This is a genomic window from Methylobacterium thuringiense (genome assembly GCF_022179645.1).
In the GTDB taxonomy this organism is placed as follows: Bacteria; Pseudomonadota; Alphaproteobacteria; order Rhizobiales; family Beijerinckiaceae; genus Methylobacterium; species Methylobacterium thuringiense.
Genome location: NZ_BPRA01000004.1, coordinates 65,439 through 89,051 on the forward strand (window position 1 = coordinate 65,439; position 23,613 = coordinate 89,051).

General features: G+C 66.5%; 38 protein-coding genes. 23 read left to right on the top strand and 15 right to left on the bottom strand.

Annotation, left to right across the window (positions count from 1 at the left end; all coding sequences use genetic code 11):
* Positions 1–199 precede the first annotated feature (199 nt).
* The 15 genes from MFF07_RS05125 to MFF07_RS05195 all read right to left on the bottom strand — a co-directional run bounded on the left by MFF07_RS05125 (position 200) and on the right by MFF07_RS05195 (position 8,775).
* Positions 200–667: a hypothetical protein gene (locus tag MFF07_RS05125; RefSeq protein WP_238230870.1), complete on the bottom strand. Its 468-nt coding sequence runs from the start codon at positions 665–667 to the stop codon at positions 200–202.
* Complete coding sequence (locus tag MFF07_RS05130; RefSeq protein ID WP_238230872.1) at positions 657–938, bottom strand: hypothetical protein; 282 nt, start codon at positions 936–938, stop codon at positions 657–659. Before MFF07_RS05130 ends, MFF07_RS05125 begins: the two co-directional genes overlap by 11 nt.
* Positions 928–1,776 (bottom strand): hypothetical protein, encoded by an 849-nt coding sequence (locus MFF07_RS05135; protein ID WP_238230875.1) that lies wholly within the window; start codon positions 1,774–1,776, stop codon positions 928–930. The genes MFF07_RS05130 and MFF07_RS05135 overlap by 11 nt, the downstream gene beginning before the upstream one ends.
* Complete coding sequence (locus tag MFF07_RS05140) at positions 1,773–2,015, bottom strand: hypothetical protein (protein ID WP_238230877.1); 243 nt, start codon at positions 2,013–2,015, stop codon at positions 1,773–1,775. The genes MFF07_RS05135 and MFF07_RS05140 overlap by 4 nt, the downstream gene beginning before the upstream one ends.
* Positions 2,012–3,976: a hypothetical protein gene (locus tag MFF07_RS05145; RefSeq protein ID WP_238230879.1), complete on the bottom strand. Its 1,965-nt coding sequence runs from the start codon at positions 3,974–3,976 to the stop codon at positions 2,012–2,014. Before MFF07_RS05145 ends, MFF07_RS05140 begins: the two co-directional genes overlap by 4 nt.
* Positions 3,973–4,299: a hypothetical protein gene (locus tag MFF07_RS05150; protein ID WP_238230881.1), complete on the bottom strand. Its 327-nt coding sequence runs from the start codon at positions 4,297–4,299 to the stop codon at positions 3,973–3,975. The genes MFF07_RS05145 and MFF07_RS05150 overlap by 4 nt, the downstream gene beginning before the upstream one ends.
* A complete protein-coding gene (locus MFF07_RS05155) occupies positions 4,296–4,691 on the bottom strand; it encodes an HNH endonuclease (protein ID WP_238230883.1) in 396 nt (131 codons plus the stop codon). Before MFF07_RS05155 ends, MFF07_RS05150 begins: the two co-directional genes overlap by 4 nt.
* Entirely contained in the window at positions 4,688–4,981 is a 294-nt protein-coding gene (locus MFF07_RS05160) for a hypothetical protein (protein ID WP_238230886.1), read from the bottom strand. The genes MFF07_RS05155 and MFF07_RS05160 overlap by 4 nt, the downstream gene beginning before the upstream one ends.
* 8 nt (positions 4,982–4,989) lie before the next feature.
* On the bottom strand, positions 4,990–6,042 hold the full coding sequence (locus tag MFF07_RS05165) for a hypothetical protein (protein ID WP_238230888.1): 1,053 nt from the start codon (positions 6,040–6,042) through the stop codon (positions 4,990–4,992).
* The gene (locus MFF07_RS05170; protein WP_238230890.1) at positions 6,042–6,191 is read right to left on the bottom strand and encodes a hypothetical protein; all 150 of its coding nucleotides are present in this window, start codon (positions 6,189–6,191) and stop codon (positions 6,042–6,044) included. Before MFF07_RS05170 ends, MFF07_RS05165 begins: the two co-directional genes overlap by 1 nt.
* Positions 6,188–6,463, bottom strand: a complete 276-nt coding sequence (locus MFF07_RS05175; RefSeq protein ID WP_238230892.1) for a hypothetical protein — start codon at positions 6,461–6,463, stop codon at positions 6,188–6,190. Before MFF07_RS05175 ends, MFF07_RS05170 begins: the two co-directional genes overlap by 4 nt.
* Positions 6,463–7,119, bottom strand: coding sequence for a hypothetical protein (locus MFF07_RS05180; protein WP_238230894.1), 657 nt, complete (start codon positions 7,117–7,119; stop codon positions 6,463–6,465). The genes MFF07_RS05175 and MFF07_RS05180 overlap by 1 nt, the downstream gene beginning before the upstream one ends.
* Before the next feature lie 116 nt (positions 7,120–7,235).
* Complete coding sequence (locus MFF07_RS05185) at positions 7,236–7,580, bottom strand: hypothetical protein (protein ID WP_238230896.1); 345 nt, start codon at positions 7,578–7,580, stop codon at positions 7,236–7,238.
* 86 nt (positions 7,581–7,666) lie between these two features.
* A complete protein-coding gene (locus MFF07_RS05190; protein ID WP_238230898.1) occupies positions 7,667–7,909 on the bottom strand; it encodes a hypothetical protein in 243 nt (80 codons plus the stop codon).
* A 119-nt stretch (positions 7,910–8,028) separates the two neighbouring features.
* Entirely contained in the window at positions 8,029–8,775 is a 747-nt protein-coding gene (locus tag MFF07_RS05195; RefSeq protein ID WP_238230901.1) for a LexA family protein, read from the bottom strand.
* Positions 8,776–8,844: 69 nt separating this feature from the next.
* On the opposite strand from MFF07_RS05195, the gene MFF07_RS05200 reads away from it, so the two are divergent.
* The 23 genes from MFF07_RS05200 (at position 8,845) to MFF07_RS05310 (ending at position 23,613) form a co-directional block, all read left to right on the top strand.
* Positions 8,845–9,174: a hypothetical protein gene (locus MFF07_RS05200; protein ID WP_238230902.1), complete on the top strand. Its 330-nt coding sequence runs from the start codon at positions 8,845–8,847 to the stop codon at positions 9,172–9,174.
* Positions 9,171–9,335, top strand: coding sequence for a hypothetical protein (locus tag MFF07_RS05205; protein ID WP_238230904.1), 165 nt, complete (start codon positions 9,171–9,173; stop codon positions 9,333–9,335). The genes MFF07_RS05200 and MFF07_RS05205 overlap by 4 nt, the downstream gene beginning before the upstream one ends.
* Before the next feature lie 383 nt (positions 9,336–9,718).
* A complete protein-coding gene (locus MFF07_RS05210) occupies positions 9,719–10,147 on the top strand; it encodes a hypothetical protein (protein ID WP_238230906.1) in 429 nt (142 codons plus the stop codon).
* The gene (locus MFF07_RS05215) at positions 10,144–10,341 is read left to right on the top strand and encodes a hypothetical protein (RefSeq protein WP_238230908.1); all 198 of its coding nucleotides are present in this window, start codon (positions 10,144–10,146) and stop codon (positions 10,339–10,341) included. Before MFF07_RS05210 ends, MFF07_RS05215 begins: the two co-directional genes overlap by 4 nt.
* Positions 10,338–10,649 (top strand): TSCPD domain-containing protein, encoded by a 312-nt coding sequence (locus MFF07_RS05220; protein WP_238230910.1) that lies wholly within the window; start codon positions 10,338–10,340, stop codon positions 10,647–10,649. Before MFF07_RS05215 ends, MFF07_RS05220 begins: the two co-directional genes overlap by 4 nt.
* Positions 10,646–10,969: a hypothetical protein gene (locus MFF07_RS05225; protein WP_147814833.1), complete on the top strand. Its 324-nt coding sequence runs from the start codon at positions 10,646–10,648 to the stop codon at positions 10,967–10,969. Before MFF07_RS05220 ends, MFF07_RS05225 begins: the two co-directional genes overlap by 4 nt.
* A 48-nt stretch (positions 10,970–11,017) precedes the next feature.
* Complete coding sequence (locus tag MFF07_RS05230; protein WP_238230912.1) at positions 11,018–11,512, top strand: Ros/MucR family transcriptional regulator; 495 nt, start codon at positions 11,018–11,020, stop codon at positions 11,510–11,512.
* An 86-nt stretch (positions 11,513–11,598) separates the two neighbouring features.
* Positions 11,599–11,877, top strand: a complete 279-nt coding sequence (locus MFF07_RS05235; protein ID WP_238230914.1) for a DUF2312 domain-containing protein — start codon at positions 11,599–11,601, stop codon at positions 11,875–11,877.
* A gap of 3 nt (positions 11,878–11,880) precedes the next feature.
* Positions 11,881–12,456 carry a RusA family crossover junction endodeoxyribonuclease gene (locus MFF07_RS05240; protein ID WP_238230916.1) on the top strand — a complete coding sequence of 192 codons (576 nt, stop codon included), beginning with the start codon at positions 11,881–11,883 and terminating at the stop codon, positions 12,454–12,456.
* The gene (locus tag MFF07_RS05245; protein WP_238230919.1) at positions 12,453–12,665 is read left to right on the top strand and encodes a hypothetical protein; all 213 of its coding nucleotides are present in this window, start codon (positions 12,453–12,455) and stop codon (positions 12,663–12,665) included. Before MFF07_RS05240 ends, MFF07_RS05245 begins: the two co-directional genes overlap by 4 nt.
* Before the next feature lie 189 nt (positions 12,666–12,854).
* Positions 12,855–13,457 (top strand): MT-A70 family methyltransferase, encoded by a 603-nt coding sequence (locus MFF07_RS05250; protein ID WP_238230922.1) that lies wholly within the window; start codon positions 12,855–12,857, stop codon positions 13,455–13,457.
* Between the two features lie 7 nt (positions 13,458–13,464).
* On the top strand, positions 13,465–14,397 hold the full coding sequence (locus tag MFF07_RS05255) for a DUF1376 domain-containing protein (RefSeq protein ID WP_238230925.1): 933 nt from the start codon (positions 13,465–13,467) through the stop codon (positions 14,395–14,397).
* A 13-nt stretch (positions 14,398–14,410) separates the two neighbouring features.
* The gene (locus MFF07_RS05260) at positions 14,411–14,974 is read left to right on the top strand and encodes a hypothetical protein (protein WP_238230927.1); all 564 of its coding nucleotides are present in this window, start codon (positions 14,411–14,413) and stop codon (positions 14,972–14,974) included.
* Entirely contained in the window at positions 14,974–15,900 is a 927-nt protein-coding gene (locus MFF07_RS05265) for a GcrA family cell cycle regulator (protein ID WP_238230929.1), read from the top strand. Before MFF07_RS05260 ends, MFF07_RS05265 begins: the two co-directional genes overlap by 1 nt.
* The gene (locus MFF07_RS05270; RefSeq protein WP_238230931.1) at positions 15,881–16,630 is read left to right on the top strand and encodes a phage antirepressor KilAC domain-containing protein; all 750 of its coding nucleotides are present in this window, start codon (positions 15,881–15,883) and stop codon (positions 16,628–16,630) included. The genes MFF07_RS05265 and MFF07_RS05270 overlap by 20 nt, the downstream gene beginning before the upstream one ends.
* Entirely contained in the window at positions 16,627–17,352 is a 726-nt protein-coding gene (locus MFF07_RS05275; protein WP_238230933.1) for a hypothetical protein, read from the top strand. The genes MFF07_RS05270 and MFF07_RS05275 overlap by 4 nt, the downstream gene beginning before the upstream one ends.
* A gap of 231 nt (positions 17,353–17,583) precedes the next feature.
* Entirely contained in the window at positions 17,584–18,420 is an 837-nt protein-coding gene (gene nusG / locus MFF07_RS05280; RefSeq protein ID WP_238230935.1) for a transcription termination/antitermination protein NusG, read from the top strand.
* Between the two features lie 1,128 nt (positions 18,421–19,548).
* Positions 19,549–19,737 (top strand): hypothetical protein, encoded by a 189-nt coding sequence (locus MFF07_RS05285; protein WP_238230937.1) that lies wholly within the window; start codon positions 19,549–19,551, stop codon positions 19,735–19,737.
* Positions 19,738–19,740: 3 nt separating this feature from the next.
* Positions 19,741–20,013 carry an HU family DNA-binding protein gene (locus tag MFF07_RS05290; RefSeq protein WP_238230939.1) on the top strand — a complete coding sequence of 91 codons (273 nt, stop codon included), beginning with the start codon at positions 19,741–19,743 and terminating at the stop codon, positions 20,011–20,013.
* A 181-nt stretch (positions 20,014–20,194) separates the two neighbouring features.
* On the top strand, positions 20,195–20,779 hold the full coding sequence (locus MFF07_RS05295) for a phage tail protein (RefSeq protein ID WP_238230941.1): 585 nt from the start codon (positions 20,195–20,197) through the stop codon (positions 20,777–20,779).
* A 13-nt stretch (positions 20,780–20,792) separates the two neighbouring features.
* Positions 20,793–20,942 carry a hypothetical protein gene (locus tag MFF07_RS05300; RefSeq protein ID WP_238230943.1) on the top strand — a complete coding sequence of 50 codons (150 nt, stop codon included), beginning with the start codon at positions 20,793–20,795 and terminating at the stop codon, positions 20,940–20,942.
* A gap of 204 nt (positions 20,943–21,146) precedes the next feature.
* Positions 21,147–21,755, top strand: a complete 609-nt coding sequence (locus MFF07_RS05305; protein ID WP_238230945.1) for a hypothetical protein — start codon at positions 21,147–21,149, stop codon at positions 21,753–21,755.
* Positions 21,745–23,613: a phage terminase large subunit family protein gene (locus tag MFF07_RS05310; RefSeq protein WP_238230946.1), complete on the top strand. Its 1,869-nt coding sequence runs from the start codon at positions 21,745–21,747 to the stop codon at positions 23,611–23,613. Before MFF07_RS05305 ends, MFF07_RS05310 begins: the two co-directional genes overlap by 11 nt.

Consider the following 23,613-nt stretch of genomic DNA (forward strand, 5'->3'; position numbering starts at 1 on the left):
CGCCTCTCTCATCCGCTCGCCATCCCGGTCCAGGCATGGGGATCGGAGGGCGGCTTCGATATGTTCGCGTCGAGCGTACATCCACTGCAACGCGGCAAGGCCGACGGTGCCGACAGCCTGATTGCCCGGACCGCCTGACAGAGTTTCTTGGACGAGCGCCCGTGCGTGCTCGGCGAATTCGTCCGCCACTTCCCTCGGCTCAGCCATGGGTCTGGCCTCCTGCGAGGGCGGTTAGCAGGGCGGCGCAAATCGCCAGCGGCTCGGACCCGCCGTTGTGGTCCGACCTGACCTCGTTGTTCACCCTGGGCGACAGAGAGGGGTTCCAGGCGCGGCACCAGGCCGGATTGCCGAAGCCGGATTTTCCGTTTTCGCGAGACCACCCCGGCAGCATTCGCTCAAAGAGTACGATCGACGTCTCCAGAGGGTTGACCTTGAAGCCGGAGCGCCACGAAGGCCACGCGGCCCATTCGATGTCTGCGCCAGTGAAAGCACCTCGCCTCGTACAGACACGCACCGTTTCAGAGACCGGCGCGACGCTCACGAAGCTGCCGGCTGGAGCAATGGTCTCGGCGATCAAATGGGCGCATGTCAGAACGTCCGCCCCCTTTGCCGCCAGCACGCGTTCGCGCAGCGCCAGCAGCACGTCTCGGCTCGGGTTATTCGGCATGGGATGCCTCCCTAGCCAGCTTAATGGCGGCGGCGTCTTCGGCCTGGATGCGTTCCCAGTTGGCTTTGCGATCTGCGTCCTCTTGGCGCCTAGCCTCGCCGAAAGCATCAAGGGCGCGACGGAAGGCCTGCTGCGGCGTCAGGTCTTCGCGGAAGAGCGGTTTCCAGTGGTCGGGGTAGACCGTGAATTCACCCTCTTCGTAGCCGTATTCACCTTGGATCACCTCGACATCGAGTTCGTGAATCCAGTCGCTGAAGCTTTTATTCGACATGGGGAGGCTCCTCGGTGAGAGCGGCGCGGGCGGCGTCTCTCGCGATGCGATGGCCGTCAGTCGGCCCGTGGATGTCCTGCATCGGGCATTCGTGGTTCGGGTCGCCGCAATGCTTCGCCTGTTCGATCTGCCATTCGAGTTCTTCGAGGCAGAACTTCAGCGCAGCCTTCAGCCGCACCTTCTCCGCCTCTGCCGCCGCAAGCTCGCCTGCTGTGCGATCGGCTTGGGCGGTGGCGGCGTCGCGTTCGGCCTTGGCTTCCTTCTTCTGCCGCCAGAGGCGCAGCAGCAGCGTGTCGCCGGGCCACTCGTCCAGCATGCGCATGGTCCAGAGGTCGGCGTCGCCCTGAGCACGCTCTGCATAACGACGGGCCTTGACCATCTCCGGGCGCATCCCGGCGACATCATCCAGGATGACCTTGCGTGTCAGAGCGCTGCGGAACGAGCCGGGCTTGAAACCGGCTGCGCCGAGAAGCGCGTCGCGCTCCTCCCGCGCCTCATCCCGTTCCGCCAGGGCGGCGTCGCGTTCGGCCTCTAAGGCGACGATGCGCTGATAGACCGCCTCGCCGTGCCTTGTGGTGTCGCCACAGCTTGGCTCGTCTTCGCATCCGCTGCTGTCGCAGACCGGACAGTAGACATCGGAGTCGTCGGCCCCACTGTCCGTTCCGCACTGCTCGGATGAGCCGATCCAGCCGCAGTTTTCGCACTCGGTCAGATAGTAGAGGCCGCGGACCGGGATCGGAGGGGGTGCCTCACGCAGCGCTTCCGGGTTGGTGGGCGAGGCGGCCAGCGCCTCGCGGATCTCAGCGGTTCCGGCTGGGCGGGCGGGGGTGGTGCTCATAGCTCTTCCGCCTCCGTAGGCGTCCGGCCGACCGTCCAAGTCCGCGTGACGTGCTCCTTGAAATAGACTTCCGCCTCGCACTTCGGGCAGTCAGTCGGAACGGGCTCTTCCTCGCCGTGATACGATGTGCGGCCGATGTAGAGTTCGCCTTCCGACATATTGAATTCATGCCGACAGTGCGGGCAGCGGACTTCGCCGCGCTTGCGGATGGCGGCGAGAATATCTTCGACGCTGGTCATGCTACGTCCCCCTCGCTCGCGGCGGTGGCCGGGGCGGCGGGCAGGGGCGAGCGCCACCTGTCACTGGCAAACACCGGCAGGATGGGCAGGGTGTTCGGGTCCAGACTCTTGTAGTGGGTCACGGGCCACTGGATGGGACGATCCACAGCGCCGGGCATCTTGGACACCCATCCCCGGGCGCTCTCGCTCCACGCCGCGCACCCGGCCGCTACACCGATGATCGTCCCGTCCTTCGGCGCGCTGGCGATCGGCAACCAGCCCGCCTGCCCCGCACCCGGCCCCTGCGCGAAGGCGGCGAGGGCTGCGCGGGCGATCACTGCGGCGGCATGAAGCCCTTTCTCGTGAGCCCAGGCTTCGATGTCGCCGTGATTGGACGTGTCGACGCCGGTCTCGTGAACCTTCCCGTCCGAGCCAAAATAGCGGTAGCCGCCCGGTTCATTCCATTCGTTGTGCCACGCCTTATCGTCAGGCTCCGGGGAGAGGTTGGCGATCTTGCGCAGCGCCTCCACGGCACCCCCGTCCGGTGCCGGTGTCTGGCTCTCCCCGCCCGTGTCGGCCTGGGTGGATCGGAGCGAGGCGAGGGCCGCGAACTCAACGGCCGCGTCTTCCCATGTGTTGGCTCGGCAGACGATCTCACGCATCTTGCGGCCGAGTGTGAACTTGTCTTGCGAGAGGGCGGTCGCCTCCACCGCATCCTGTCCGGGCGTTTCGCCGGGGGTGGGGGCGCTTACAGCCTCAACGTCAGCCCATCGGGCTTTGGTTTTTGCGTCGAAGTGTGCCCACGCTTCCCAGTTCGCGTGGTAATCCCGATACTGTCGCTCCCCTGGTTCCAGCCCCGCCTCCCGTGTCGGAGGGACTGGTGGCGGGGTGGTCGCATCTTGGATCGCCCAAAGGATCGGGGCGTAGAGAAGTTCGGCTGCGACGCCGGCATTCTTGCTGGCGCGCTCCGAAGCGTCTTTGGCAAGCGCGTGCCGCCGTTCTTCCTCTCGCGCATTGGTGTGCACCTGCTCGCAGACGGCACACAGCGAATATGGATCACGCTTCTGATGCGAGCATGGGGTGCAGGCCGAACAGCAGTCGTCCAAGCGGCTGACGCGCTTAACCTGCAGCCCCTCGCTGTCTGCCGCCGATGCTGGCGGGGTGAGGGTGTGGGTTCGGAGGTACTCAACAAGCGGATCTGCCGCCTCAAGCGCCAACTGCCACGGGCGAGACTCGTACTCCGCTCCCTCGCAGGATGCGTAAGCGGTATCAAACTCAGCCAGCTGCGCCTGCAGCCCCTCGACCTCTCCTGCCGGCAACCCCAGCGCGGGGACTGGATCTTGTGCTGGGGGAGGGGCTTCGCGGGGGAGGCCAGTTATCTGCGAGAACATGCCCAAGAATGCTCGCTCAGCGAGCTGGGGTGCCCAGCCTTCGATCGTGACGCCGAGCGGGTCGGTTGCGCCGCCGTAGTTCCACGCGTCGCCCGTCGGGCGCATGATCTGCGCGCGCTCGTCCATCAGGATGCGGTTGTCGAGATCCTTGACCTCGCGAGGCTCGTTCGCCGGGTCGAGACCGAACCGCTCGTAGATCGCCCAGGCAACGCGATCTTCGGCCGCGCGGTACTCCGGCATGTGCCGCTTCAACGGGCGCACCATGTCGTTGAGGTACGCTTCGGCGCCGTCGTGCAGCAGGAGCCACAGCGCGTTCTCTCGGGTGGCGCTGCGAGCCAGGAGGACGCTGTGCTCGGCGACTGAATAGAACCGCAGACAGTGCCCGCCGTAGCGGGTCTGGAGCGACAGGGCGTGCGCGATGTCCTCGATCGCCACGTCTTCCGGTCGCGGGTCCAGCGGCCAAAAGCGGCGGCCCGTGTACGTCTGCATCCAGTCGCCGCGGCGCTCGGGGAACGGGTCACGCGCGCTGATGCAGGGTTCGGCCGCCCGCAGATCGCCATCACGTGCGGTGGTGGGGAGGGTGCTGCTCATGCCCGAGCCTCCAGCGCGACCCCATCGCGGATCAGGCGGCCGGCGCTGTAGGCGTAGGCTGCCCCGACGTGGGGGAGGGTGATCACCACAGGCTCGACGCTTGCCGGCGCCGGCCGATGCTGCTGACCGGCCTTGTGGTCGTATTTCCGCATCCGGTGGATCTTGTTGAGGACGGCGTTCTTCGAGATCGGCAGGCCGAACTCGATGCTGAGCACGCCGCTGATCTCGAGGCCGCTCAGGCGGCGCTGGCTCCAGAGCTCGACGAGGCGGGCCTCGGCACCGGGCCTTGCCCAGACGGGATGGATCTGTCCGAAGGGAATCACCGGCCTCTCTCCATGATGGTGCCTTGGAATTTCTCGATGCGCCGCGTGGCCGAGCGCTGCGGCGGCGACGGCCGAAAACCGCGGCCCTGAAGCTTCTGCCGGTGCGGGTCTTTGACCCCATCGAAGGCGTCGGCTTGGCGCTTCGTCTTCGCGCGATTGGCTGCGTCCTGTGCGGTCTTCGCGCGGTGACACGGCGGGCAGAGCGGGGAGCAATTCTCCAGGCTCGGTTCGCCGCCCATCCAGTCGGGCAGGATGTGATCGAATTCGACAGGGCGACCGTGGCCGACCTGCGTCAGGCAGCGAGATCCGGTGTCGAGGATGCCCTCGCAGACGAAGCCGGCACGGGCGAGCGCGGCGCGCTGAATCGGCTTGCCGAACTCGCGCCTGCTCACGGACGCACCCCGACAGCAGCAAGCGCCTCATCCAGCTTCTCACCGGATGCCCCGGAGATGGCGGTGTCGGTATCCGGATCGCGGACGTCGCTGCGTATGGCGATCAGAGCCTCGACGCAGGGCTTCAGGGCGTTCCAGAGGCGCGTGACCGTCTCGGCCTCACGAAGATCACCGGGCCATGTGACGGAGCAGTGCTGGCCGTCTGCGGTCTCAAATTCGAGCCAGACGCGATCGTTGTCGGCCCGGCCGAACAGCACGGGCTTCGGGGGGGTGAAGGCAGGCTTGGCCACGGCGCACCTCAGTATTGGATCGTGACGAGGGGGACCGCCCGGCGGGCGATCAAGACGATGGCGGCGCGCGCGTTCTCCGGATCGACGCCGCCGGCGACGAGCGCGGCCACGGCTTCGTTGTTGATCCGGGCGCAGCGACGCTTGTTCGCCTCGCGCGCGGCTGCGGCGGCGGCTTCCTGTCGGGCCTTCGCCTCGGCTTCGTCTCTCAGGCGGCGCTCGGTTTCGGCGGCTTGCCGCTCGGCCTCTGCGGCGCGGCGGCGGGCGTCCTCGGCTTCCTGCTGCAGCGCGCGCTCGCGGCGCTCGGCGGCATCGCGCTCGGCCTTGGCTGCAGCCTCGACCCGCGCCCGCTCAGCCTCAGCCTCACGCTCGACGCGAAGACGCTCCTCCTCCGCGGCCCGCGCCGCTTTGGTCCGCTCGGCCTCCGCCGCCTCGGCGCGGATCCGCTCGTCGCGCTCGCTGGCCGCCTGTGCGTCCGCCTCGGCGCGCAGCCGGACGAGCTCGACCTGCTCCGCCTCACGCCGCTCCAGGTCGACGACCTGGGCGCGCAGCGACCGCAGCGTCTCGTCCTTCGTGCGGGCGTACTCGGCCTCGAATTCCTGGCAGGCCGGGCCAATCACGAAGGCCTCGACCTCGGCGATAGCCTCTCGGGTCAGCGCAACAGTCGCGTGCGGAGTGGCCGCCTGGGCCACGCTGGCGATGCTCGCCCGGTGCCCGGCGACGCGAGCGGCCTCGGCCTCCTCCCATCGCGTGAGCGGCGCCCGCACCTCGTCGCGCCAGCCGTCGAGCGTGTCGCGGACGAGCTTCCGGCTCGCGTCGATCTTCTTAGGAATCGCCTTCTGCTCGTCGGCGAGCGCCTTACCGACGTCCTCGAGGCGCGCCTTAGTCTGCGCGATCCGGAACGCAAAGGAGGCGATCTCCTTCCGGCCCTTCGGCGTGCTGACGTCGGCCGTGAAGCCGTCGATCTGCTCGCGGACCTTGGCGAGGAACGGGTCGATCGCCCGATCGGTGGTGAAGGCCTGCAGCGCTGTCTGCGCGGGGATGGTGACGAGCGCCTGTTCCATCACGGCACCTCATGGCCAGCGGCGCGGCCGCGGCGTGCGCGTTGCTCCCGCCGGTCGAGCTCAAGGACGATCAGCGGAATGGCCGCGATGGCGCCGACCGACAGGCCGACGAACACGAAGCTGGCGAGAGCGAGGGCAGGGGAGTTCATGCTGCCCTCCGTTCCGGCTCTGCGTCGCATGCAGCGAAGCCCGGCAGCGGGACCCCGAGGAAGCGCAGGAGATCGCCGCGCTTCGGGATCCAGGCCTCGGGGCACCCGAAGAATCGCGCCGGGAGCACGGCACCTTTAGGAAACCGGACCGGGCACGCGCTGACGTGCCAAGCGATCCCCCGTGCATCGATCTCGACTTGACCGACGATCTGATCATCGTCGTCCAGAATGAACTCGATACCGTGGTGGCTTGGGGTGAGGGACCAGGGCATCAGGCGGCGCTCCCCTCTGCTGCTGCAGCGATCGGCGCCAGCGCGGCTACGAGGCGACCCGGGGCACCGACGGTCCGCAGGACATCAGCAAGCCACCCGGCATCACCCGGAGCGACGTGAAGCCGGCACGTGGTGCTCGCGAGCATCGCAGTGCGGAGGATGGCGGCAGCGCGCGCCTCACCGGCAGCGTCCAGCGCCTCGATCGCGGCGATCAGCTCAGGCGTCAGGCATTCGATGGCCGTGCCGGCGGGCGGGACGCGCCCGGCGATCTCGTCAAGGCGGTCGAGGCCCAGCACGAACCCGTTGAGCCGCCGGAGCACGTTGCCCAGCAGAACCGCGTCTCCGGTGTTGATCCAGACGACGACGTGGCCCGGTCGCTTCCAGGAGGTCTCGGCCTTGTCGAGGACCGCGAGGGCGCGGCCGACGTTGACGGTGACGACTGGGTCGGCCGGCTCGCGCTCCAGAAGGCCGCGGCCGCGGGCGACGAGGCCGGCGTGGTCGTCAGCGGCGAAGAAGACCGCTTGAGCCCGTGCGTTCCGCTCGCGCTTGGCGGCCACGTTCTGGCGCGCGATGCGAGCCCGGCTGCTCTTGCGGCTCTGCCCGTAGGCATAGCGCTCGGCAACGGCAGTGACGGTGAGGTTGCGATCGCAGAACATCACAGCCACCCGTTTGCACGAGCGCAGGCGACAGCGACGGCGGGGCCGCCGACGGTGATCATGAGGCCGAGAAGGCCGATCGCGATAGCGGTGAGATCGATCCGGGTGGCCATGGCTCAGCACCCCATCCGACGCTCGGCCTCGGAGTAGGCGGCGTCTTCAGCGTCGAAGCGCTCGTCGTCTTCCAGGGTCTGGATCTGCTGGGCAGTCATGCGGCTGTAGTCAGCCACCATCGCCTTGCCGTCGCCGTCGCACGCATCGCAGGTGCGATCGTAGGTGCCGGCCATGTACTCGTCGAAGAAGTCCGGCCCCTGATCGGCCATCTCGTCGGACGTGTAGGCGCCGAGATAAGCGGAAGACTTGCCGTGCCCCGAGCAGCACGAGCAAATTTCGAACTTGAAGGGGAGAAGGACGATATTGCCTTCGTCGGTTGTGATGTGGGGCTGTCTGATCTTGGACACGGGGCGGCTCCATCGGCTCGGTGAGCGGCGATGGAGGTAGGCTAAGTGGGTTCTATCCTACTGTCAATGATTAAGTGGGATTAAACCTACGCGATGGGCTCGAGGTCATCGTCCTGGCGGATGCTGACCATCGTCGCAATCGGGTTATCGCATTGGCCGCAGGCAAACGTCTGCCGACGCAGCCATGCGCTCTCCAGCAGCTCATCAATGTCGGTTGGGGCATCTTCGACGTCGGGCGAGATCAGCTCGCGGCACGTGATCTTGAGGCAGTTGTGGCACCGCAGGCGAAGGGTGAAGGCGGCACGCACCGTCGAGACCTCGTGAAACATCGAACGCTCCCCCCAAGCAGGTTTGTTCTAGTTTCGTTCTCATTTGCGGGCGTGTCGAATCCTTTCCCCGACCCGGCGCGCCGAAATTTTTGCAGCCTGTGGACGATACCGAGAAACGCCTATCGGCGGCGTGGCTTATTGCGAGGCACCGGTGTGGAGATCCTGCGGACGATCCCCATGACCTTCACCTCGACGCCGTCATTCGCTGCCGGGTCATCGTAAACGACGATCGTCTCGTGCCGGGTTGCCGTCGAGCGCGGCTGGAACTCGTTGCGATCATCGTAGGTCACGACTTCCTTCACCGACCACTCGCGGGTCAGGCCGCCGTTCCTTGTGCGCTCGAGCGCTACGATCATGCCGTCCATCAGCGGCAGGCCGGTGTCGTCAAAATCCACGCAGATGATGACGGCGCCAGGTGGGATCGGTGGCTCTGAGCGGTTCATCGAGTCGCCGACGACGTCGAGAGCAAACATCCGAGCGCGCGGGAACTCGTCGTCAGCCTGCTCGAGGAGGAAGTCTCGCTCGGAATCGTCGAATTCGAGCACCTCGCGAAATTCACCGGCTTCGACCCGTCCGACCTTCGGCACGGTGATCAGCTCCCTAGTGCTCGGCGCCGCCTCTGACGGAAGGCTGGGGTCCTCCGTCTCGCCATTGAGATAGGCGGCCGTGGTCTGCAGCACAGCGGCAAGCTTCGGCATGAGCCGGGAAGTGACGGTCTTCTTGCCGTCCGGCTTGACGATGTCTCGGATGTAAGTGCGCTCGAGGTCGCCCTTGGTCGCGGCCTCGACCGGGCCGAGATTGAGGTGATCCAAGCGCGCCTGGACGCGCTGAGCGAGTGTTGCAGCCATGTAGGTTTTGTCCAACATGGCCTCCGACAACGCGAGTGGGATGTACCCCATTGACGAAGTAGGATTCATCCTACATTACTGTTCGTCATGGAACGCGAACTGGCTGCCCATCTTCTGCTCGTTGCCCAGGCCTTCGCTGACGAGAAGGACCTGAGCTTGACGACGCTTGGTCGGCTGGCGGCTTGGGACGGCCGGTTCTTCGAGAACATTGCCGACCCGTCGAAGACCTTCACAGCCCGCAAGTACGACGAGGTGCTGGCGTACTTCTCAGCCCATTGGCCAGAGGACGGTCCGGCTTGGCCCGAGCACATCAGCCGCCCTGATCGCGACGAGTGGACTCGGATCGTCGCCAAGGCCGCGGCCCGGATCGCCGCCAAGCGCGCGCCCCAACCCGAGACCGCGGGAGCGGCGGCATGATCGGCCGCTCTCACTCTCTCTCGCCCGCCAAGGGCATCGCCATCGGCTTCGGCATCTCGATCGCCTTGTGGCTCGCCATCGTCGCGAGCGTCATCGGCATGGCGCACGACAAGGCCAGCCGCGGCGAGCTGCCGACTCTCGCTCGCGAGGTCACGCGATGACCATGTCGAGCCGGACCCGATCGCTGCTCGCGGGGGCGCTGGTCGCCTTTATCGCAGCTGCGCCGGTCGCCTTCCTGGCGATCGCTTGGTGCGCGCCATGAGCGCCGCCATTGTCCATTCGCGCCATCTCGGCGCGTCCGAGGCCCACCTGGGCACGCTCAACTCGAGCGTTTCCTCCCCTGACTGCCGGAGCCTCAGTGCTCCGGCCTTTTCGGACCTCGCCGTACCAAACCACCCCATCCCGGATCAGCGCCGCCAAGCGCCGTCGGGCTTCGACCTGTCGTCTCTCTCGCGCGTCCGCCCCTGCCGCCAAGCCGGCGGTCGCGCTGCTGTTCGTCGTGCGTATCCCGTCAACAATTCCGGGCTCCGCTGAGATGTCCGCCGTGTCCTTCACCTCCAAAGGTCTCCTGGGCCGCACCCCTTCGATGCACACAGCATCGGAGAAGGTCATGCGAAAATCTGGGGTGTTCTTGCGAAACATTGGGGTAATCGAACCCCAAACTTTCGCAGTGCGGATTGCTGAGTTTCTACGTGGGATCCATGCGACGAAGACGGCGTCGTGTGTCGAGGCCGACACCGGCATCTCACACAAGACGGTCAGCAAGTGGCTGGAGGGCGCGTCTTCGCCTTCGGGCAACGCCTACCACCGCCTGATCGAGGTCTACGGGCCGGAGCTGTTCTGCTTCATCTCGCCCGACGCTTCACCGGACTCGCTCCAGGAAGCCGCGCGCATCTGCCGGCAGTCGCGCCTCGAGCGCCACGCCGCATCGATTCGCCAGCAGCTCACCGATGTCCGGGAGGGCCGCGCGTGATTTCAGCCATCATCGCTCGCCTCACGGCTTCGGCTCTCCGCGGCGCTGCCGTCGTCCTGCTCTGGATCGGCGACTTCGCGACGCCCGTGCTCGCCGCCTCTCGGTTCTGCGACGACCGCGCCCGGGAATGGGATCCGCGCCTCTGGGATCGCAACGAGGACGATCGCACCGACACACGGGAGCGACGCCCATGACCGATCGCGAGCGCCTTCCCGGTCGCCGGGACTCGACCATCGTCGAGTTCTTCCACGACAACATCCACTACACGGCCGGCTTCTCCCGCTTTGCCGACGGCCGCCTTGCTGAGGTGTTCCTCAATGGCGGCAAGCTCGACTCGCAGACGGACGTCTTCGCCCGCGACTGCGCCATCGCTGCATCGCTCGCGCTGCAGAGCGGATGCCCGGCGGACGACCTCCGCGCTGCCCTGACGCGCACCGGCGCCGGTGGTGCGGCCGGCGCGCTCTCAGTCGCCCTCGATTGCATCGCGGAGGTCGCGTCTTGACCCGCGAACCCGAACTCACGGGCTCCGGCCTGCGTCTGCCCACGGCCGACGGCCGCTCCGTCACCATCGCGCTCGCGGCCGTGCCCGGCGGCATTGCGCTGGTCATCGCCGACCCCTGCGCCGTCAACGCGACCACGGGCGAGCTCGCGCCGATCGCGGTCGACTACCTGCTCTCGATCACGGCTTTCGAACACCTGCGCGAGCGCGGCGCCCTCGTCATCGACGACGCGAAGAAGCTCGCCGCCGAAGCAGAGCCGAACGAGCCGCGCGTGCCGCGGCGCGAGCCCGAGCTTCCCGCTGTCGTCAGCGCCCACGCCTGAACTTCCGCCGGCGGGCGGATCCCGCCTTCAACAATCGGAGCATCGACCATGTCCGAGGTCCATCGCCTTCAGCCCCAGGCCCACCGGGACGACGGCACCAGCTTCAATCCTCTCGTCGCGCTGACGGTCGACATCGTCACCGCCTACGTCTCGCACAACGCGGTGAGCCAGCGGGATCTGCCGGCGCTGATCCGCGACACGCACGCGGCGATCTTCGGCCTGGGCCGGCCGGTGGTCGAGGCCGACCAGGCGGCCGCGGAAATCGAGAAGCCGACCCCGGCCCAGATCCGCAAGTCGATCACGCCCGACGCGCTGATCAGCTTCGTCGACGGCAAGCCCTACAAGTCGATGAAGCGGCACCTGGGCACGCACGGCCTCGACCCGCACACCTACCGCCAGCGCTACGGCCTGCCGTCCGACTACCCGATGGTCGCGCCGAACTATTCGGCGGCCCGCTCGGCGCTCGCGAAGGCCGCCGGCCTCGGTGTGCCCGGCGGCCGCGGCCCGGCGCCCGACACGGCCGGCAACTCTCTCGCCGCCTAACCCCCAAACGAAAACCGCCCGGGCCTCATCCGCAAAGCGAGGCACCGGGCGGCCACAGCAGAACACTCTGCCAGGAGCGCCAGTACATGACCACGAACACCGCAAATCAGCAAGCCGCCACGTCGACGTCTGAGGCCGTCGCCGCCGACGAGCTGCGCCAGTTCATCGAGCGCCTTGAGCGCCTCGAAGAAGAGAAGACGGGGATTGGCGGCGACATCAAGGAGGTCTTCCAGGAGCTCCGCGGTCGAGGCTTCGACGTGAAAGCGGTGCGGGCGATCCTGCGTCGCAGAAAGAAGGACCGCGCCGAGATCCAAGAGGAGGAGGCGATCCTCGAAATGTACCTTCAGGCTCTGGGCGAGATCTGAGCCATGCAGGCTCTCTCCCCCTCAGCCCAGAAGCGCCAGAAGGCCACCGAGGCGCTCCACCGGCGCCCGGAGCAGCGCCCGGTCTACGCGCAGCGCCGGATTGTGCCGCAGGTCGAGCTCCGCTTCCCGCTGCCGCCGACGACGAACGCCCTGTTCGCCTTCGTGTCCGGCCGTCGCATCAAGACTCCGAAGTACCGGGCTTGGCGCCAGGACGCCGTCCTGCGGATCAGCATCGCCAACCCGCGGCCCGGCCGGATCGCAGGCCTTTGCGACGTCGAGATCTTCATGCCGCCCTTCAAGGGCGACACCGACAACCGCATCAAGCCCTGCCTCGATGCGGCGGTCGAGGCCGGCATCATTGCCGACGACAGCCAGAGCTTCGTCCGCAACGTCAAAGCCTTCCCCGGCACCGAGGCCGTGCAGATCCGCATGGTCCTGACCGCCCTCCCGGTCGAGGACGGCGACGCGGCTGAGATCGTGCTCCGCACCAAGGCTGGTCAGGCGCCCGCCTACATCGCCGCACAGCTCAGCCTGACCGTCGGACAGGTCGAGACCATGATTGCGGGGCTGCGTCGATGATGGCCGCCGCACGAATCCCCGCCGACACCGATCCCGCCCTTGAGCAGGAGATCGCCGATCTCTGGGCCGACGGCTTCGACTCCATCGACATCACCGTCGCCCTGACCATGGGCGGCGAGATCCTGAGCGAAGCCGACGTCTGCCGCGTCCTGGCCAAGCAGCAGGCCCTGCGTCTGGACCCAAAGGCGGGAGGTCGAGCCGATGCCTGACCGATTCCTCGTGGGGAATGGCCTGTGGTGCTCGTGCTGCTTCCCGGACGGACCGCCGCGCATTGCGAACTGGAAGAGGCGCGTCCGAGCCGGCTGCAACGAGTGCGCTGTCGCCGGCCGCATCGGCTTTACCGCTGAAGAGATCGTCGCGGCGACCGTCGCCGGGGTACGGCAATGGAGGGCGCGCGCTTGAGCAGCCTTTCAGGCTACCCGCAGCGACACTACCGCGTCGTCCTCATCGATCCGCCGACGAAGTTTGTCGCTGGCACGAAGAGCCGCCCGCAGCACTATCCGCGCATGACGTGGCCCGAGATCCTGGCCCTGCCGGTGCGCGACCTGCTGCACCCCGACGGCGCCCGCGTCTTCATCTGGATGTCAGCCCCGCACATGTGCCGGGTCGACGAGATCTGTAGGGCGTACCGGCTGCGCTACTCGTCGTGCTTCCCCTGGGTCAAGCTGTGGTCGTCGGGTGAGCCGCTGTTCTTCTGCCGGTCGTCGATCGCCCGCGGCACGGGCCTCGAGGTCGCCGGCAACGCCGAATACGTCATCATCCTCAAATCCGGCACGCCGCACAGCATCAAGGGCAGGCCGTTTCCGGGTGTGATGATCGAGCCTCGGCGCGAGCACAGTCGGAAGCCGCCGAATCTGCACGCCGAGATCGAGGCCCGCATCCCCGGCCCGCGCCTCGAGATGTTCGCGCGCGAGAAACGCCCCGGCTGGGACGCCTTCGGCAACGAGGTCGGCAAGTTCGACGCTCCAGTCGAATTCCGCACCCTCCAGGCTGCGGAGTAGCCCAGCCATGAAGGGCGAATTCTACAAGATGGACTTCCGCGCCTGGAACCTGGGTACTGTCGAACTCACCCTGGAGCAGGAGGCGGCCTACCTGCGCCTCTGCCACGCGATGTACGACGCCGGCGGCCCGGTCCCGAACTCGACCCGCTTCCTGCAGAGCATCTTCCGCTGCGGAAACACGAAGGCAGTGACGCTGGTCAATCAGCTTATCGGCCTGGGCAAGATCGCGGTCACATCCGGCGGAGCGCTGGTCAACCGAAGGGTGACCGAAGAGCTAGCGGATCGCGAGCGAGTATCGAGCGCTCGTCGAGCGGCAGGCGAGCGAGGCGGGACCGCTAGCGGAGCGAGCCGCGCTAAGCCATTGCTGGATAACGATCGGGGCGAAGCAATTGCTTCAACGCCGCGAAGCAGAGAAGAGAAGATTAGAGAAGAGGTAGAACACTCAGGGGGTAAACCCCTTCGTGCCGCGAGCCGCAAAGGCAGCAAGCCTCGGACGACTATCAGCGAAGACACGCAGCCGAGCGACCGGCAGCTTGCAGATGCGGAGTCCGCAGGGCTCGACGGTGCGGAGATCCGTGCTCAGTGGCAGCGGTTCCGTGACTACCACCTCAAGCTCGACAGCGCCTTCGCAGACTGGCCGGCGGCTTGGCGCACCTGGCTGAACAGCCCGATCCGGGAGCGCGAGCGCCAGCAGGCCCGCGCTTCCCCTGGCGGACCGCCGCAATCGCCCCAGCAACGCGCCCTCGACCGCGCCCGGCAAGCGCACCTCGAGCTTTCGGAGGACAGGCATGACCAGGACCCTAGCGAAGCTGACGCCGAAGGGCACTTTGGCGCCAGCAGACCCCAGAACGGACACGCTCGTTCGGACCTTCACGAACCGCCTGGAGGACGGCTCCGACTGGCGCCGCCGCGCCTTGGCTTCCCGCCTCGCCCCCACTGACGAAGAGCGCGACGTGCTGCAGGCGCGCGTCGAGGACATCGACCGGTGGCTGAGCCCATCACGCGACGCGGCCATCGTCCGTGCGGTGGAGCTGATGCGCGGCAACCTCGTCATCGCCAACAACGCCGGTGACGACGCGATCAAGGGGTACATCTCCATCCTGCGGCCCTTCCCCGAGCCGGTCGTCGAGCGGGTGTGCCAGCGGTTCATGGATGGCCGCCTCGGCAACCGGACCTACGCGCCGATGCCGGCCGAGGTGGCGCACGAGTGCCGGCTGGTAATCGCCGACACCCTGGCCGAGCGCGGCCGCATCGCCCTCATCCTCGACGCCGAGGTCTACGCGAGCCCGACAGAAGCGGACCAAGCCAAGATCGCGGCGCGGCACGCCGAGTTCGTGGCCGAGACTACGGCGCGCGCACGGATGCCGGCCAAGGCTGCACCGGAACCGCCGAAGCCCACCATCAGCCCGGCCGCCGTGTCCGACCTCGCCTCGCGCCAGGCGCGCCGGGAGATCCGCGAGGCCGAGGAAGCGACCACAGACGTCGACGCCCAGCAGGATTCGGAGGCCGCCGCCTGATGCCCGCAACAACCCTCGCCACCAAGGCCGCGCCCATGCACGACCACGCCGCGATCTCCGAAGCCGAAACCGCGCCGCCACGCGCCGCGGCCCAGCCCGACATTTGGTCAGCCGGCGCCACCGATCGCCTCCAGAAGCTCTGGGCCTCCGGCTCTACCGGTGGAGAAATCGCCGGTGCCCTGAGCGAGACCGCAGGCCAGCGCGTCACCCGAAGCGCCGTCATGTCGAAGATCAATCGCCTCGGGCTGGTCGGACTCGGCGGCGTACAGGTCGCGAAGCCCGCAGACGTCGCGGTCGAGGGCAGGGGCGTCTGGCGTGATCCTGCGATCGTCAGCCGGTTGCGCGCGCTCTGGACCACCGAAGGCCAGACGGCCGAGGCTATCGCCACGACGCTGAGCCAGCAGACCGGCCAGGCCATCACGCGGCGCGCCATCCTGCGCAAGCTGGCGAGGATGGGCCTGTCGGGTCAAGGCGGCGGCACCAGGGCTCCGACTGTACCGAAGGCCACGCTGGCCGCTCGGACGCCGGTGTCGGCTCCCGTCGAAGCCCTGCCGTTCCGCGCGCCGCCGAACGTTACGCCGCCGCCCGCGCCCACCTCGACCGACCCGCGCTCCGGCCGCTGGACGCTCGCCGATATGCGCTCGACCGGCCAGTGCAAGTGGCCCTGCGCCGAGGAAGGCGGTCGGCACCTGTTCTGCGGCGAGCCGGCGCCGATCGGGCCGGGGAATCCGCATGGGTCGTGGTGCCCGGCGCATCGGGCGCGGGTGTTCACCGTCCCGCCCCCACCGGCCGGCCCTTCATTATGCGAGGGCCGAGACGCCCTCAATGAAGCCGGCGATGGGGCCACAGCCTGGCAGCACCAGCCCCATCGCCTTCGGACCACCCCAGCAATCCGGAGACAGCGAGATGACCGACACCACGACTAGCCGCTTCCCCGTTATCCGCGAAGGCGTCATCGGCGCCGACCGGATCCAGACCGTCGATGCGCGCGAGCTTCATCGAACCCTGGAGGTCGGCCGCGACTTCGCAACATGGATCAAGGACCGCATCGCGCGCTTCGACTTCACGCCACACGTCGACTTTGTGACCATTGAGGCCGCTCCCCAAAACGGGGGAGCGGGAAATCGAGGCGCTCGGACCGAGTACGCCCTGTCGATCGAGATGGCGAAGGAGATCGCCATGGTCGAGAACAACGAGATCGGCCGGGCGACGCGTCGGTACTTCCTCGCGTGCGAGCGGCGCGCCAAGGCTGTTGCGCCGGCGGTCCCGACGAACTTTGTCGAGGCCCTACGCCTCGCGGCGGATCAGGCTGCGCAGCTCGAGGCGCAGGCCGGCACCATCGCTGCCCAGGCGCCCAAGGTCGACGCCTACGCCCGCATCGCCGAGGCTGACGGTTCGCTCTGCATCACGGACGCCGCGAAGAACCTGCAGATCCAGCCGAAGCTACTGTTCTCGTTCCTCCGGTCGAACGCCTGGATCTACCAGCGTACCGGCTGCACCGATTACCTCGGCTACCAGAACCGAGTGCAGACCGGCCTCCTCGAGCACAAGGTCAAGGTCATCACCCGCGGCGACAGCACCGAGCGCACCTGCACCCAGGTCCGCATTACGCCGAAGGGCCTCGCGCGCCTCGCCGAGGAGTTCGCCCTCGCATGAGCCAGCGTCACTTCGCCGAAGTCACCGTCCGTGACGAGGGACAGGTCGCCCAGCGCTACCGCTTGACTTGCGGATCCTGCGGCTGCGGCGAAGCCCTTGGGCGAATGAACTTCGGTTCGGGTATTGCCCAAGAACAGGTCCCGAAAAAGTTCGAGGACAAAGGTTGGCGGGTCGGGAAGCGACATGATGGTCGAGACGACCTTTGTCCCGCCTGCCTGAATCGAGAGCAGGAGGCGCGCCGAAATAAGATACACGCCGTTACAACAAAGGAGGCCGATGTGAATAAAGCCAGTACAGCAAGCGGGCGAATCGGCGAAGCTAAAACCGAGCGTGGCTCTTGGCCCGATGCTCTAAAGTCATCGACGCATACAGCTGATGCACCTCGGGAAATGACGCGAGAGCATCGCCGGCTTATATTTCTTAAACTTGAAGAGGTCTACCTCGACGAACGATTGGGTTACTCTGCTGGCTGGACGGATGAGCGAGTAGCTGCTGACCTTGGCATTCCGCGAGCCTGGGTCTCAACAATCAGGGATGAGAACTTCGGACCCAATTTCAGCGAGGAACTAAAACTCGCAATCGAGGCTGCAAAAGCTCTCACATTAGACAAAGAGGATTTTCGAAAAGAAATTGAGGCCCTTTCAGCCAAGGGCTCTGAAATTCTAAAACGCGTCGATCAAGTCGATCGTATTGTAAAGCGCATTGAGGCGTCTATCCGGTAATTGACCCGACATTCGCATAGCTTGAGGACGAGAGCCTTGTTCGAATTGACGAACCGATCCGCAGAAGACGAGGCCCGGTCCTACTGCCGGAGCATTGGTGCGGACCCCGACGAGATCGTGCGCGGCTACGTGAAGAGCGGAAACTCAAAGGCTTGGACCGCGGCGCCGCGTTGGCGCTGGTATGTGGGCGTCTCTGAGGCCGCCCTTCGTCGATCAATATAGGGAAACAACATGGGCGCGAAAATGTACGGCTCCCGCAGCGGCAAGGTTGCGGACAATGACAACCACAAGCCGAAGGTCGATAAGAACGGAGAGATCCCGATCCCATTTGAGGAGCGGCGAAATCCGCCTGTGATTGAGAAGGCGCCGGGGTCTGGCTGGTTCTGCCTCGTGACGGTCCCGCAGAATGAATACCGCTGCGCCGACAGTCTGTCGGACCACGGCATCGCGACCTACGTGCCGACGAATACGCACTGGGAGAAGCGCCGCAAGGGCAAGGACCTCTACAATACCGAGCTGCAATCTCCGCTCTTCCGCGGCTACGTCTTCGCCCATCTCAGCAGCCCCGAATGGAGGGACGGCCCGTTGGGTCGCTACCCGACGCTTAAGCCGGACTGGTCTCCGGTGTTCGAGCGTGACGCCTGGGGGCAATCCGCCGTTGGCATTCTCCGCATCCTCGGCAGCCGCGGCGTGCCGGCGCCGATGCCTCTCCGTATCCAGACTGCAGACAACAAGCCGGGAGGGCTGATCCCGCTCGCGGACGATGAGCGGGAGGGCTGGTTCGACGATCGGAAGCGCCCGGCGCTCGTGGCGTATCACGAGAAGTGCGAGGCGGAGATTGAGCGGCTGAAGGCCATGAAGCCGATTGCCGCCGGCGAGCGCATCTCGGTCCTCAGCGGCATCTTTGCTGGCCGCGAAACCATCGCCGTCAATGACAACGAAAAGAACAAGGTGCGCGTCATGACCGAGGTTATGGGAGCGATGAGGCTGGTAGAGCTCGCATTGTCTGACGTTGAAAACCTCGACAGGCCCATGAGACCGGAGAATATCGCACTCAGGCGCGCTTGACGCGAAACCGTCCGGCTCTATAGTTCGCGTCACGATCGCATGCGCGGACACGAGGCAAAGCCTCAGACGCATGTCGGGCCTACGAGGGTGAAACCCCGCCAGAGCCAGTCATCGTTGCCTCGGATCGCTCCCTACGAGCTTGAACCGAGGCGACGGGAGAGTTGCCCCCAAATTCCACCCCGCACCGCGTCTCGCGCCGGGGGAAGAGATCAGAGACCTGTCGTCAGTGACCGCCGCCCTGACGCGCACCGGTCGAAGGCCAGAGCGAACCTCGCGCGTCGCTCGGAACCACGGCCTGACGACTGGCGAGATGGGGTGAGCCGGAGCGTAGCGTCCGCCCCATACCAATTTTGATCACCCACCCGTAGCGTGCTGCGGGCTCGCGAGGCTCCGGTCTGACTGGCTGCCTCGCGCTTTATTCCCCCTCGCCTCTCCCGGAGAGGGGACAGAGATCGAAGGGCGGCGTGGAAGGACACGCTAACCAACGGGGATAGGGCGATCACCCGCCGATTGTGCGGACACCCCGGCAAAATGGCTGCTGATCGTTGTGTTCTTCGGTTCCACCGGACGACACGGCGGGAGGCCTGAGGAAACAAATTGCCTTAGTCGGTTTCGAGCCCGGCCCCTTCGATACCCCTGAGACGGCGAGGGCCTTAGCGAGTTTAGCCCAGTTTACCTGCCCGGCGGATAAACTCGGCCTAACCCCTCCACCTTCCGGCGTCGGAGCCGTCTCAGAGCGAGGATGCGGGATGAAGTTCCGTAAGCGTCCGCTGATCGTAGACGCTTTTCAGTGGGACGGTCGCAGCACCGAACTGCCCGACTGGATGCCGCGAATTAGCCGTGATGTCGGCCACGAAAAGTGGCCCGGTCAGCCAGCATTAGGCCACGCTTGGCTTGACGCTGAAACCTTATGGATCGGCACTCGCATGGGTGCCAGACAAGCCCATCCCGGCGACGCAATCATCCGAGGCGTTCGAGGCGATATTTATCCATGCCCGGCACCTATCTTCGCCGATAGTTACGAGCCCGCCTAATGCTCTGGCGCCGTCTCCTCATCCGCCTCGGCTTCGCCCGCCCCACCGGCGATCACTCCCGCCTCCACGTGGGCTATTGACCAGGGCGCCCGACATGATCGCTCACCCCTCCGACGATCTCGCAGTCCGCAACACCATCGCCTTCTGCCAGCGCCTGAGCGCGGCGAAGGACGAGACACCGAAGCCGATCACTTGTGAGCCCGAGCCCGCCCCGAAGTCCTCACCCTTCCACGCCACCGTCTTCCGTATCAACGGAACGGTCGAGCGCTATCCGTTAGGCTGATCCATGAACCGTTCCGACCTCGCCAAGGCTCTCGTCCACGAAGCGCCCGGCCTGTCCGCAGCGGACGCCGAGAAGATCCTCGCTGCCCTACCCAAGGTCATGCACGCCGAGCTTCAGACCAAGGGTGAAGCCGTCCTGCATGGGATGGGCTCGTTCCGTGTCCACGAGACCAAGGCTCGCAAGGGTCGCAATCCCGCCACCGGCGCCGAGATCGACATTCCCGCTGGCAAGCGCATCGCGTTCAAGGTCGGCGCCGCACTAAAATCGGGGCTCTGATCGCCATGGGCTGCCGCTGCGCCGAACGTCGATCCGCCATCGTCACCGCCACCAGGGCCATCGCCAACGGTGATGCACGCTCTGCTGCTGCTCAGGCCGGCTTCGTTGCGCGGACCTCGGTCCAAGACGTTCGTTCCGCGCTCGCCGGCCGTGTCGCCGCCGCAAGGATTCGCCTGACCCGATGAGCGGCGGCCTCTCGATCACGCTCGACGCTTCGGCGCTGGAGAAGATCGGCAATCTGATCGGAGCGGCCGGCAACAAGGCGCCCCTCGCTCTCGCTCGAGCAATCAACCACACGGGCGACAAGGCTAGAACCAAGATGGTCCGCGCCCTTGCCGGGCAGACGGGCCTCAAGATCAGCACCACCCGAAAGGCGCTGCGCATCACCAAGGCCGGAGCCGGCGGCCTCGCCTACGTGATCCAGTCCAAGGGCGGCAACATCCGGCTGAAATACTTCGGCGCGCGCGAGACCAGGGCCGGCGTCAGCGCGGCCCCCTGGAACAAGCGGACCATCTACCCGCACACCTTCATGAAGGCAGGCTGGTGGCCCAAGCGGGTCACGAAGTCGAACTGGAACGGGCAGGTCTTCGAACGAGCCGGCAGCAAGACCGCCAGCATGGATCGCTTCCATGTCGTGCGGTCCGGACTCTTCATCCCGGATGAGATGGTCACGGGTGCGAGCGCCGAAGCTTTCTACGGATCGGTGGACACGGACTTGGCCAGCCGGCTCGCGCACGAGTTGCTGCAGGTCATCGGCGGGCGGTAAGGCGAGACCCTGCATGAAGCTCCCGATCCACTTCGCCTTTCTGATTGACGACATCCTCCGCCCGCTTGGGCTGGTCCTCTGGTTTCGGGTTGAGGGTGAGCCCGGAGAAGGGCTGAAGGTGAGCGGTCTGCGGATCGCCCGGCGGCCGAAGCTGGTGCCGTAGAAGCGGTGGAGCGGCGGGGCATCTAGGTTGCGCGCAAGTCGGTCTACACCAACCTGATGTTACTTTTGGGCAACACAGTTGCAAACATATCCGCAACGCTGTTGCATTTGGGTCCTCCCTGGCTACCCGGCCCACTGCGGGCAGGACACCCCGGCTTTCGCCTCCCTGCAACTCCGGTTTTTGAGGCGAACGGCAATTTGAGCCATGGGAGAAGGACTTAGCCTCAGCGAGCTTGCGCGGCAGATGGGGCGGGCCAAATCGGGCCTGCACAAACTGGCGGCTCGAGGGCTCATTCCGAAGCGGGCCGACGGCAAATTCGATCTCGATGCGGTGCGCTCGGCCATCGCCTCCAACACCGATCCGAGCCGCCAACCTGATGCGTTCACGCCCGTTCACGGGCCAGAGAACGGAGAACGATCAGCGCAGAACGCCGGACCCTCCGCTGAGGTTGTCGCCCAGGCCTCGCAGGACGCCTTGCTGGCGACGACGCGGGTCCGCGAGATCTTGAAGGCCGAGGGGATCGTGGTTTCGGCCGACGACCCGCTGACTTTCAACCACGCCCGAACAGCCGAGACCATCGTGAAGGTCTGGCAGCGGGACACGCTTCACGATGAGGCGAAGAAGAAGCTGATCCCGGCGGAGGAAGCCGGGCGGCGCTGGGCGGACGAGATCGTGAAGCTTCGCGCTCGGCTGCTCGCCATCCCAGGCGATGTCGCGCTGGAACTGAGCCACATGACCAAGCACGAGATCTCGGTCGTCGACCGGATCGTGCGAGATGCCATGGCAGAGGCCGCCGGCACCGATGCTGCTTGACGAGACGATCGGCGGCGCACTCGCAAAGCTGAAGCCGCCGCCGCGGCTGCCGCTGTCGACCTGGATCGAACGCAACGTGCGGCTGCCGGAGGGGCTGGCCGCAAAGCCTGGGCCGGTCCGGCTCTGGCCTTTTCAAAGGGAGATTGCCGACGCGATCACGGACCCGACCATCGAGAGGGTCACGGTCCGCAAGTGCGTGCGCGTGGGCTACACAACGCTGCTCACTGGAGCGACCGCGAGCTACGTCGCCAACGAGCCGGCGCCGATCCTGACGCTCCTCCCGACCGAGGATGACTGCAGAAACTACATCGTCTCCGACCTGGAGCCGATTTTCGACGCCAGCCCCACCGTAGCCGGCATCCTATCCACGGCAGCTGACGACACCGGCCGCAACACGATCCGCCACCGGCGCTTCCCGGGGGGATCGCTCAAGATCGTCGCCGCGCGGTCGCCGCGCAATCTGAGAGCTCACACCGTTCGCATCCTCCTCATCGACGAGGAAGATGCCATGGAGGTCACGAACGAAGGCGACGCGCTCGATCTCGCGATCAAGCGCACCCTCTCGTTCCCGAACCGCAAAATTATCCGGGGCTCGACCCCGACCGACGCCGACACCTCGACCATCTGCCGCGAGTATGAGGCGAGCGACCGGCGGGTATACGAAATCTGCTGCGTCGAGTGCGGCGAGTTCGCCGAACCGAAATGGAGCCAGATCGACTGGCAGAAGGATCGGGACGCGGGCGGCAACGTCACGGCGCACCATCCGAAGACAGCGGCTTGGGCTTGCCCGAACTGCGGCGTCCTGATCTCCGAGCGCTTCAAGGCGGAGATGGTCGCCAACGGCCGGTGGCGGGCGACTCGCCCCGAAGTTGAAGGCCATGCCGGCTTTGCGCTCTCGGCGCTGATCTCGCCGCACGTCAACGCATCGTGGGCCGCACTGGCGGCCGAGTATCTAGATGTTCACGACGATCCGGACCGTCTCAAGACGTTCCGCAACACCCTACTCGGCGAGGCTTGGTCCGAGAGCGTCGACCCGATCACGGCCGACGAGACGTCGACCAGGGCCGAGGCCTTCGGGCTCAACACCGCGACGCCCGAGCACGGCGAGCTCAAGTTTCCGGAAGCCGTCCTGCTGCTTACGGCTGGGGTCGACGTCCAGCACGATCGCTTGGAGGCTTCCGTCTACGGTTGGGATGCGCAAGGCAACGCCTTCGCCATGGCGCACTTCGTCCTCTGGGGCGATGCGATGGACGGGGCGGTCTGGCGCGAGCTCGACGAGCTTCTGCTCCAGCGCTGGGCGCATCCGCTCGGCGGCTCGCTCGGGATCGAATGCGCCTGCGTCGACTCCGGTGACGGCGGGACGGTCGAGGCGGTCTATGCTTTTTGCTGGCCTCGGCTCGGCCGAAACGTCCTGCCGATCAAGGGCCTCGGCGGCCGGCAAAAGGTCATTGACCGGTCGCGGGGCCGGGTTTCGGGAGGATCGCTCGGCGGCGAAGGGCGTCTCTGGATCGTCGGAGTCGACGAGATCAAGCAGATCCTCGTCACGAAGCTCGCCCGGTACCCAGACCAGATCCGGTTCTCCAAGAGCCTGCCCCTGTCGTGGTTCGCGCAGCTCTGTTCGGAGCGTCGTGTCATTCGCCGGGTCGGCGGTCGGCCGGTTCGCAGGTTCGAGCGGATCAAAAACGAGCCCGCTGAAGCGCTCGACGCTACGGTCTACGCCTTCGCGGCACGCTACGCGCTGCCACAACCCGATTTCGAGGATCGCGCCAGACGCCTGAAGGAACGCGCCGGAGCACAGGCTCCCCAGGCCGCGGCCCCGACACGGCAGGTCAGGCGCTCCAGCTACATGGGACGGTGA

Coding starts and splice junctions, on each gene's coding strand:
- MFF07_RS05220 (WP_238230910.1), top strand. CDS start 10,338: ATGACCGATCGCGAGCGCCTTCCCGGTCGCCGGGACTCGACCATCGTC.
- MFF07_RS05200 (WP_238230902.1), top strand. CDS start 8,845: ATGGAACGCGAACTGGCTGCCCATCTTCTGCTCGTTGCCCAGGCCTTC.
- MFF07_RS05125 (WP_238230870.1), bottom strand. CDS start 667: ATGCCGAATAACCCGAGCCGAGACGTGCTGCTGGCGCTGCGCGAACGC.
- MFF07_RS05195 (WP_238230901.1), bottom strand. CDS start 8,775: ATGTTGGACAAAACCTACATGGCTGCAACACTCGCTCAGCGCGTCCAG.
- MFF07_RS05130 (WP_238230872.1), bottom strand. CDS start 938: ATGTCGAATAAAAGCTTCAGCGACTGGATTCACGAACTCGATGTCGAG.
- MFF07_RS05305 (WP_238230945.1), top strand. CDS start 21,147: ATGGGAGAAGGACTTAGCCTCAGCGAGCTTGCGCGGCAGATGGGGCGG.
- MFF07_RS05270 (WP_238230931.1), top strand. CDS start 15,881: ATGACCGACACCACGACTAGCCGCTTCCCCGTTATCCGCGAAGGCGTC.
- MFF07_RS05190 (WP_238230898.1), bottom strand. CDS start 7,909: ATGTTTCACGAGGTCTCGACGGTGCGTGCCGCCTTCACCCTTCGCCTG.
- MFF07_RS05300 (WP_238230943.1), top strand. CDS start 20,793: ATGAAGCTCCCGATCCACTTCGCCTTTCTGATTGACGACATCCTCCGC.
- MFF07_RS05175 (WP_238230892.1), bottom strand. CDS start 6,463: ATGCCCTGGTCCCTCACCCCAAGCCACCACGGTATCGAGTTCATTCTG.
- MFF07_RS05235 (WP_238230914.1), top strand. CDS start 11,599: ATGACCACGAACACCGCAAATCAGCAAGCCGCCACGTCGACGTCTGAG.
- MFF07_RS05140 (WP_238230877.1), bottom strand. CDS start 2,015: ATGACCAGCGTCGAAGATATTCTCGCCGCCATCCGCAAGCGCGGCGAA.
- MFF07_RS05275 (WP_238230933.1), top strand. CDS start 16,627: ATGAGCCAGCGTCACTTCGCCGAAGTCACCGTCCGTGACGAGGGACAG.
- MFF07_RS05205 (WP_238230904.1), top strand. CDS start 9,171: ATGATCGGCCGCTCTCACTCTCTCTCGCCCGCCAAGGGCATCGCCATC.
- MFF07_RS05285 (WP_238230937.1), top strand. CDS start 19,549: ATGATCGCTCACCCCTCCGACGATCTCGCAGTCCGCAACACCATCGCC.
- MFF07_RS05240 (WP_238230916.1), top strand. CDS start 11,881: ATGCAGGCTCTCTCCCCCTCAGCCCAGAAGCGCCAGAAGGCCACCGAG.
- MFF07_RS05255 (WP_238230925.1), top strand. CDS start 13,465: ATGAAGGGCGAATTCTACAAGATGGACTTCCGCGCCTGGAACCTGGGT.
- MFF07_RS05290 (WP_238230939.1), top strand. CDS start 19,741: ATGAACCGTTCCGACCTCGCCAAGGCTCTCGTCCACGAAGCGCCCGGC.
- MFF07_RS05170 (WP_238230890.1), bottom strand. CDS start 6,191: ATGAACTCCCCTGCCCTCGCTCTCGCCAGCTTCGTGTTCGTCGGCCTG.
- MFF07_RS05310 (WP_238230946.1), top strand. CDS start 21,745: ATGCTGCTTGACGAGACGATCGGCGGCGCACTCGCAAAGCTGAAGCCG.
- MFF07_RS05145 (WP_238230879.1), bottom strand. CDS start 3,976: ATGAGCAGCACCCTCCCCACCACCGCACGTGATGGCGATCTGCGGGCG.
- MFF07_RS05245 (WP_238230919.1), top strand. CDS start 12,453: ATGATGGCCGCCGCACGAATCCCCGCCGACACCGATCCCGCCCTTGAG.
- MFF07_RS05135 (WP_238230875.1), bottom strand. CDS start 1,776: ATGAGCACCACCCCCGCCCGCCCAGCCGGAACCGCTGAGATCCGCGAG.
- MFF07_RS05295 (WP_238230941.1), top strand. CDS start 20,195: ATGAGCGGCGGCCTCTCGATCACGCTCGACGCTTCGGCGCTGGAGAAG.
- MFF07_RS05265 (WP_238230929.1), top strand. CDS start 14,974: ATGCCCGCAACAACCCTCGCCACCAAGGCCGCGCCCATGCACGACCAC.
- nusG (WP_238230935.1), top strand. CDS start 17,584: ATGGGCGCGAAAATGTACGGCTCCCGCAGCGGCAAGGTTGCGGACAAT.
- MFF07_RS05230 (WP_238230912.1), top strand. CDS start 11,018: ATGTCCGAGGTCCATCGCCTTCAGCCCCAGGCCCACCGGGACGACGGC.
- MFF07_RS05180 (WP_238230894.1), bottom strand. CDS start 7,119: ATGTTCTGCGATCGCAACCTCACCGTCACTGCCGTTGCCGAGCGCTAT.
- MFF07_RS05165 (WP_238230888.1), bottom strand. CDS start 6,042: ATGGAACAGGCGCTCGTCACCATCCCCGCGCAGACAGCGCTGCAGGCC.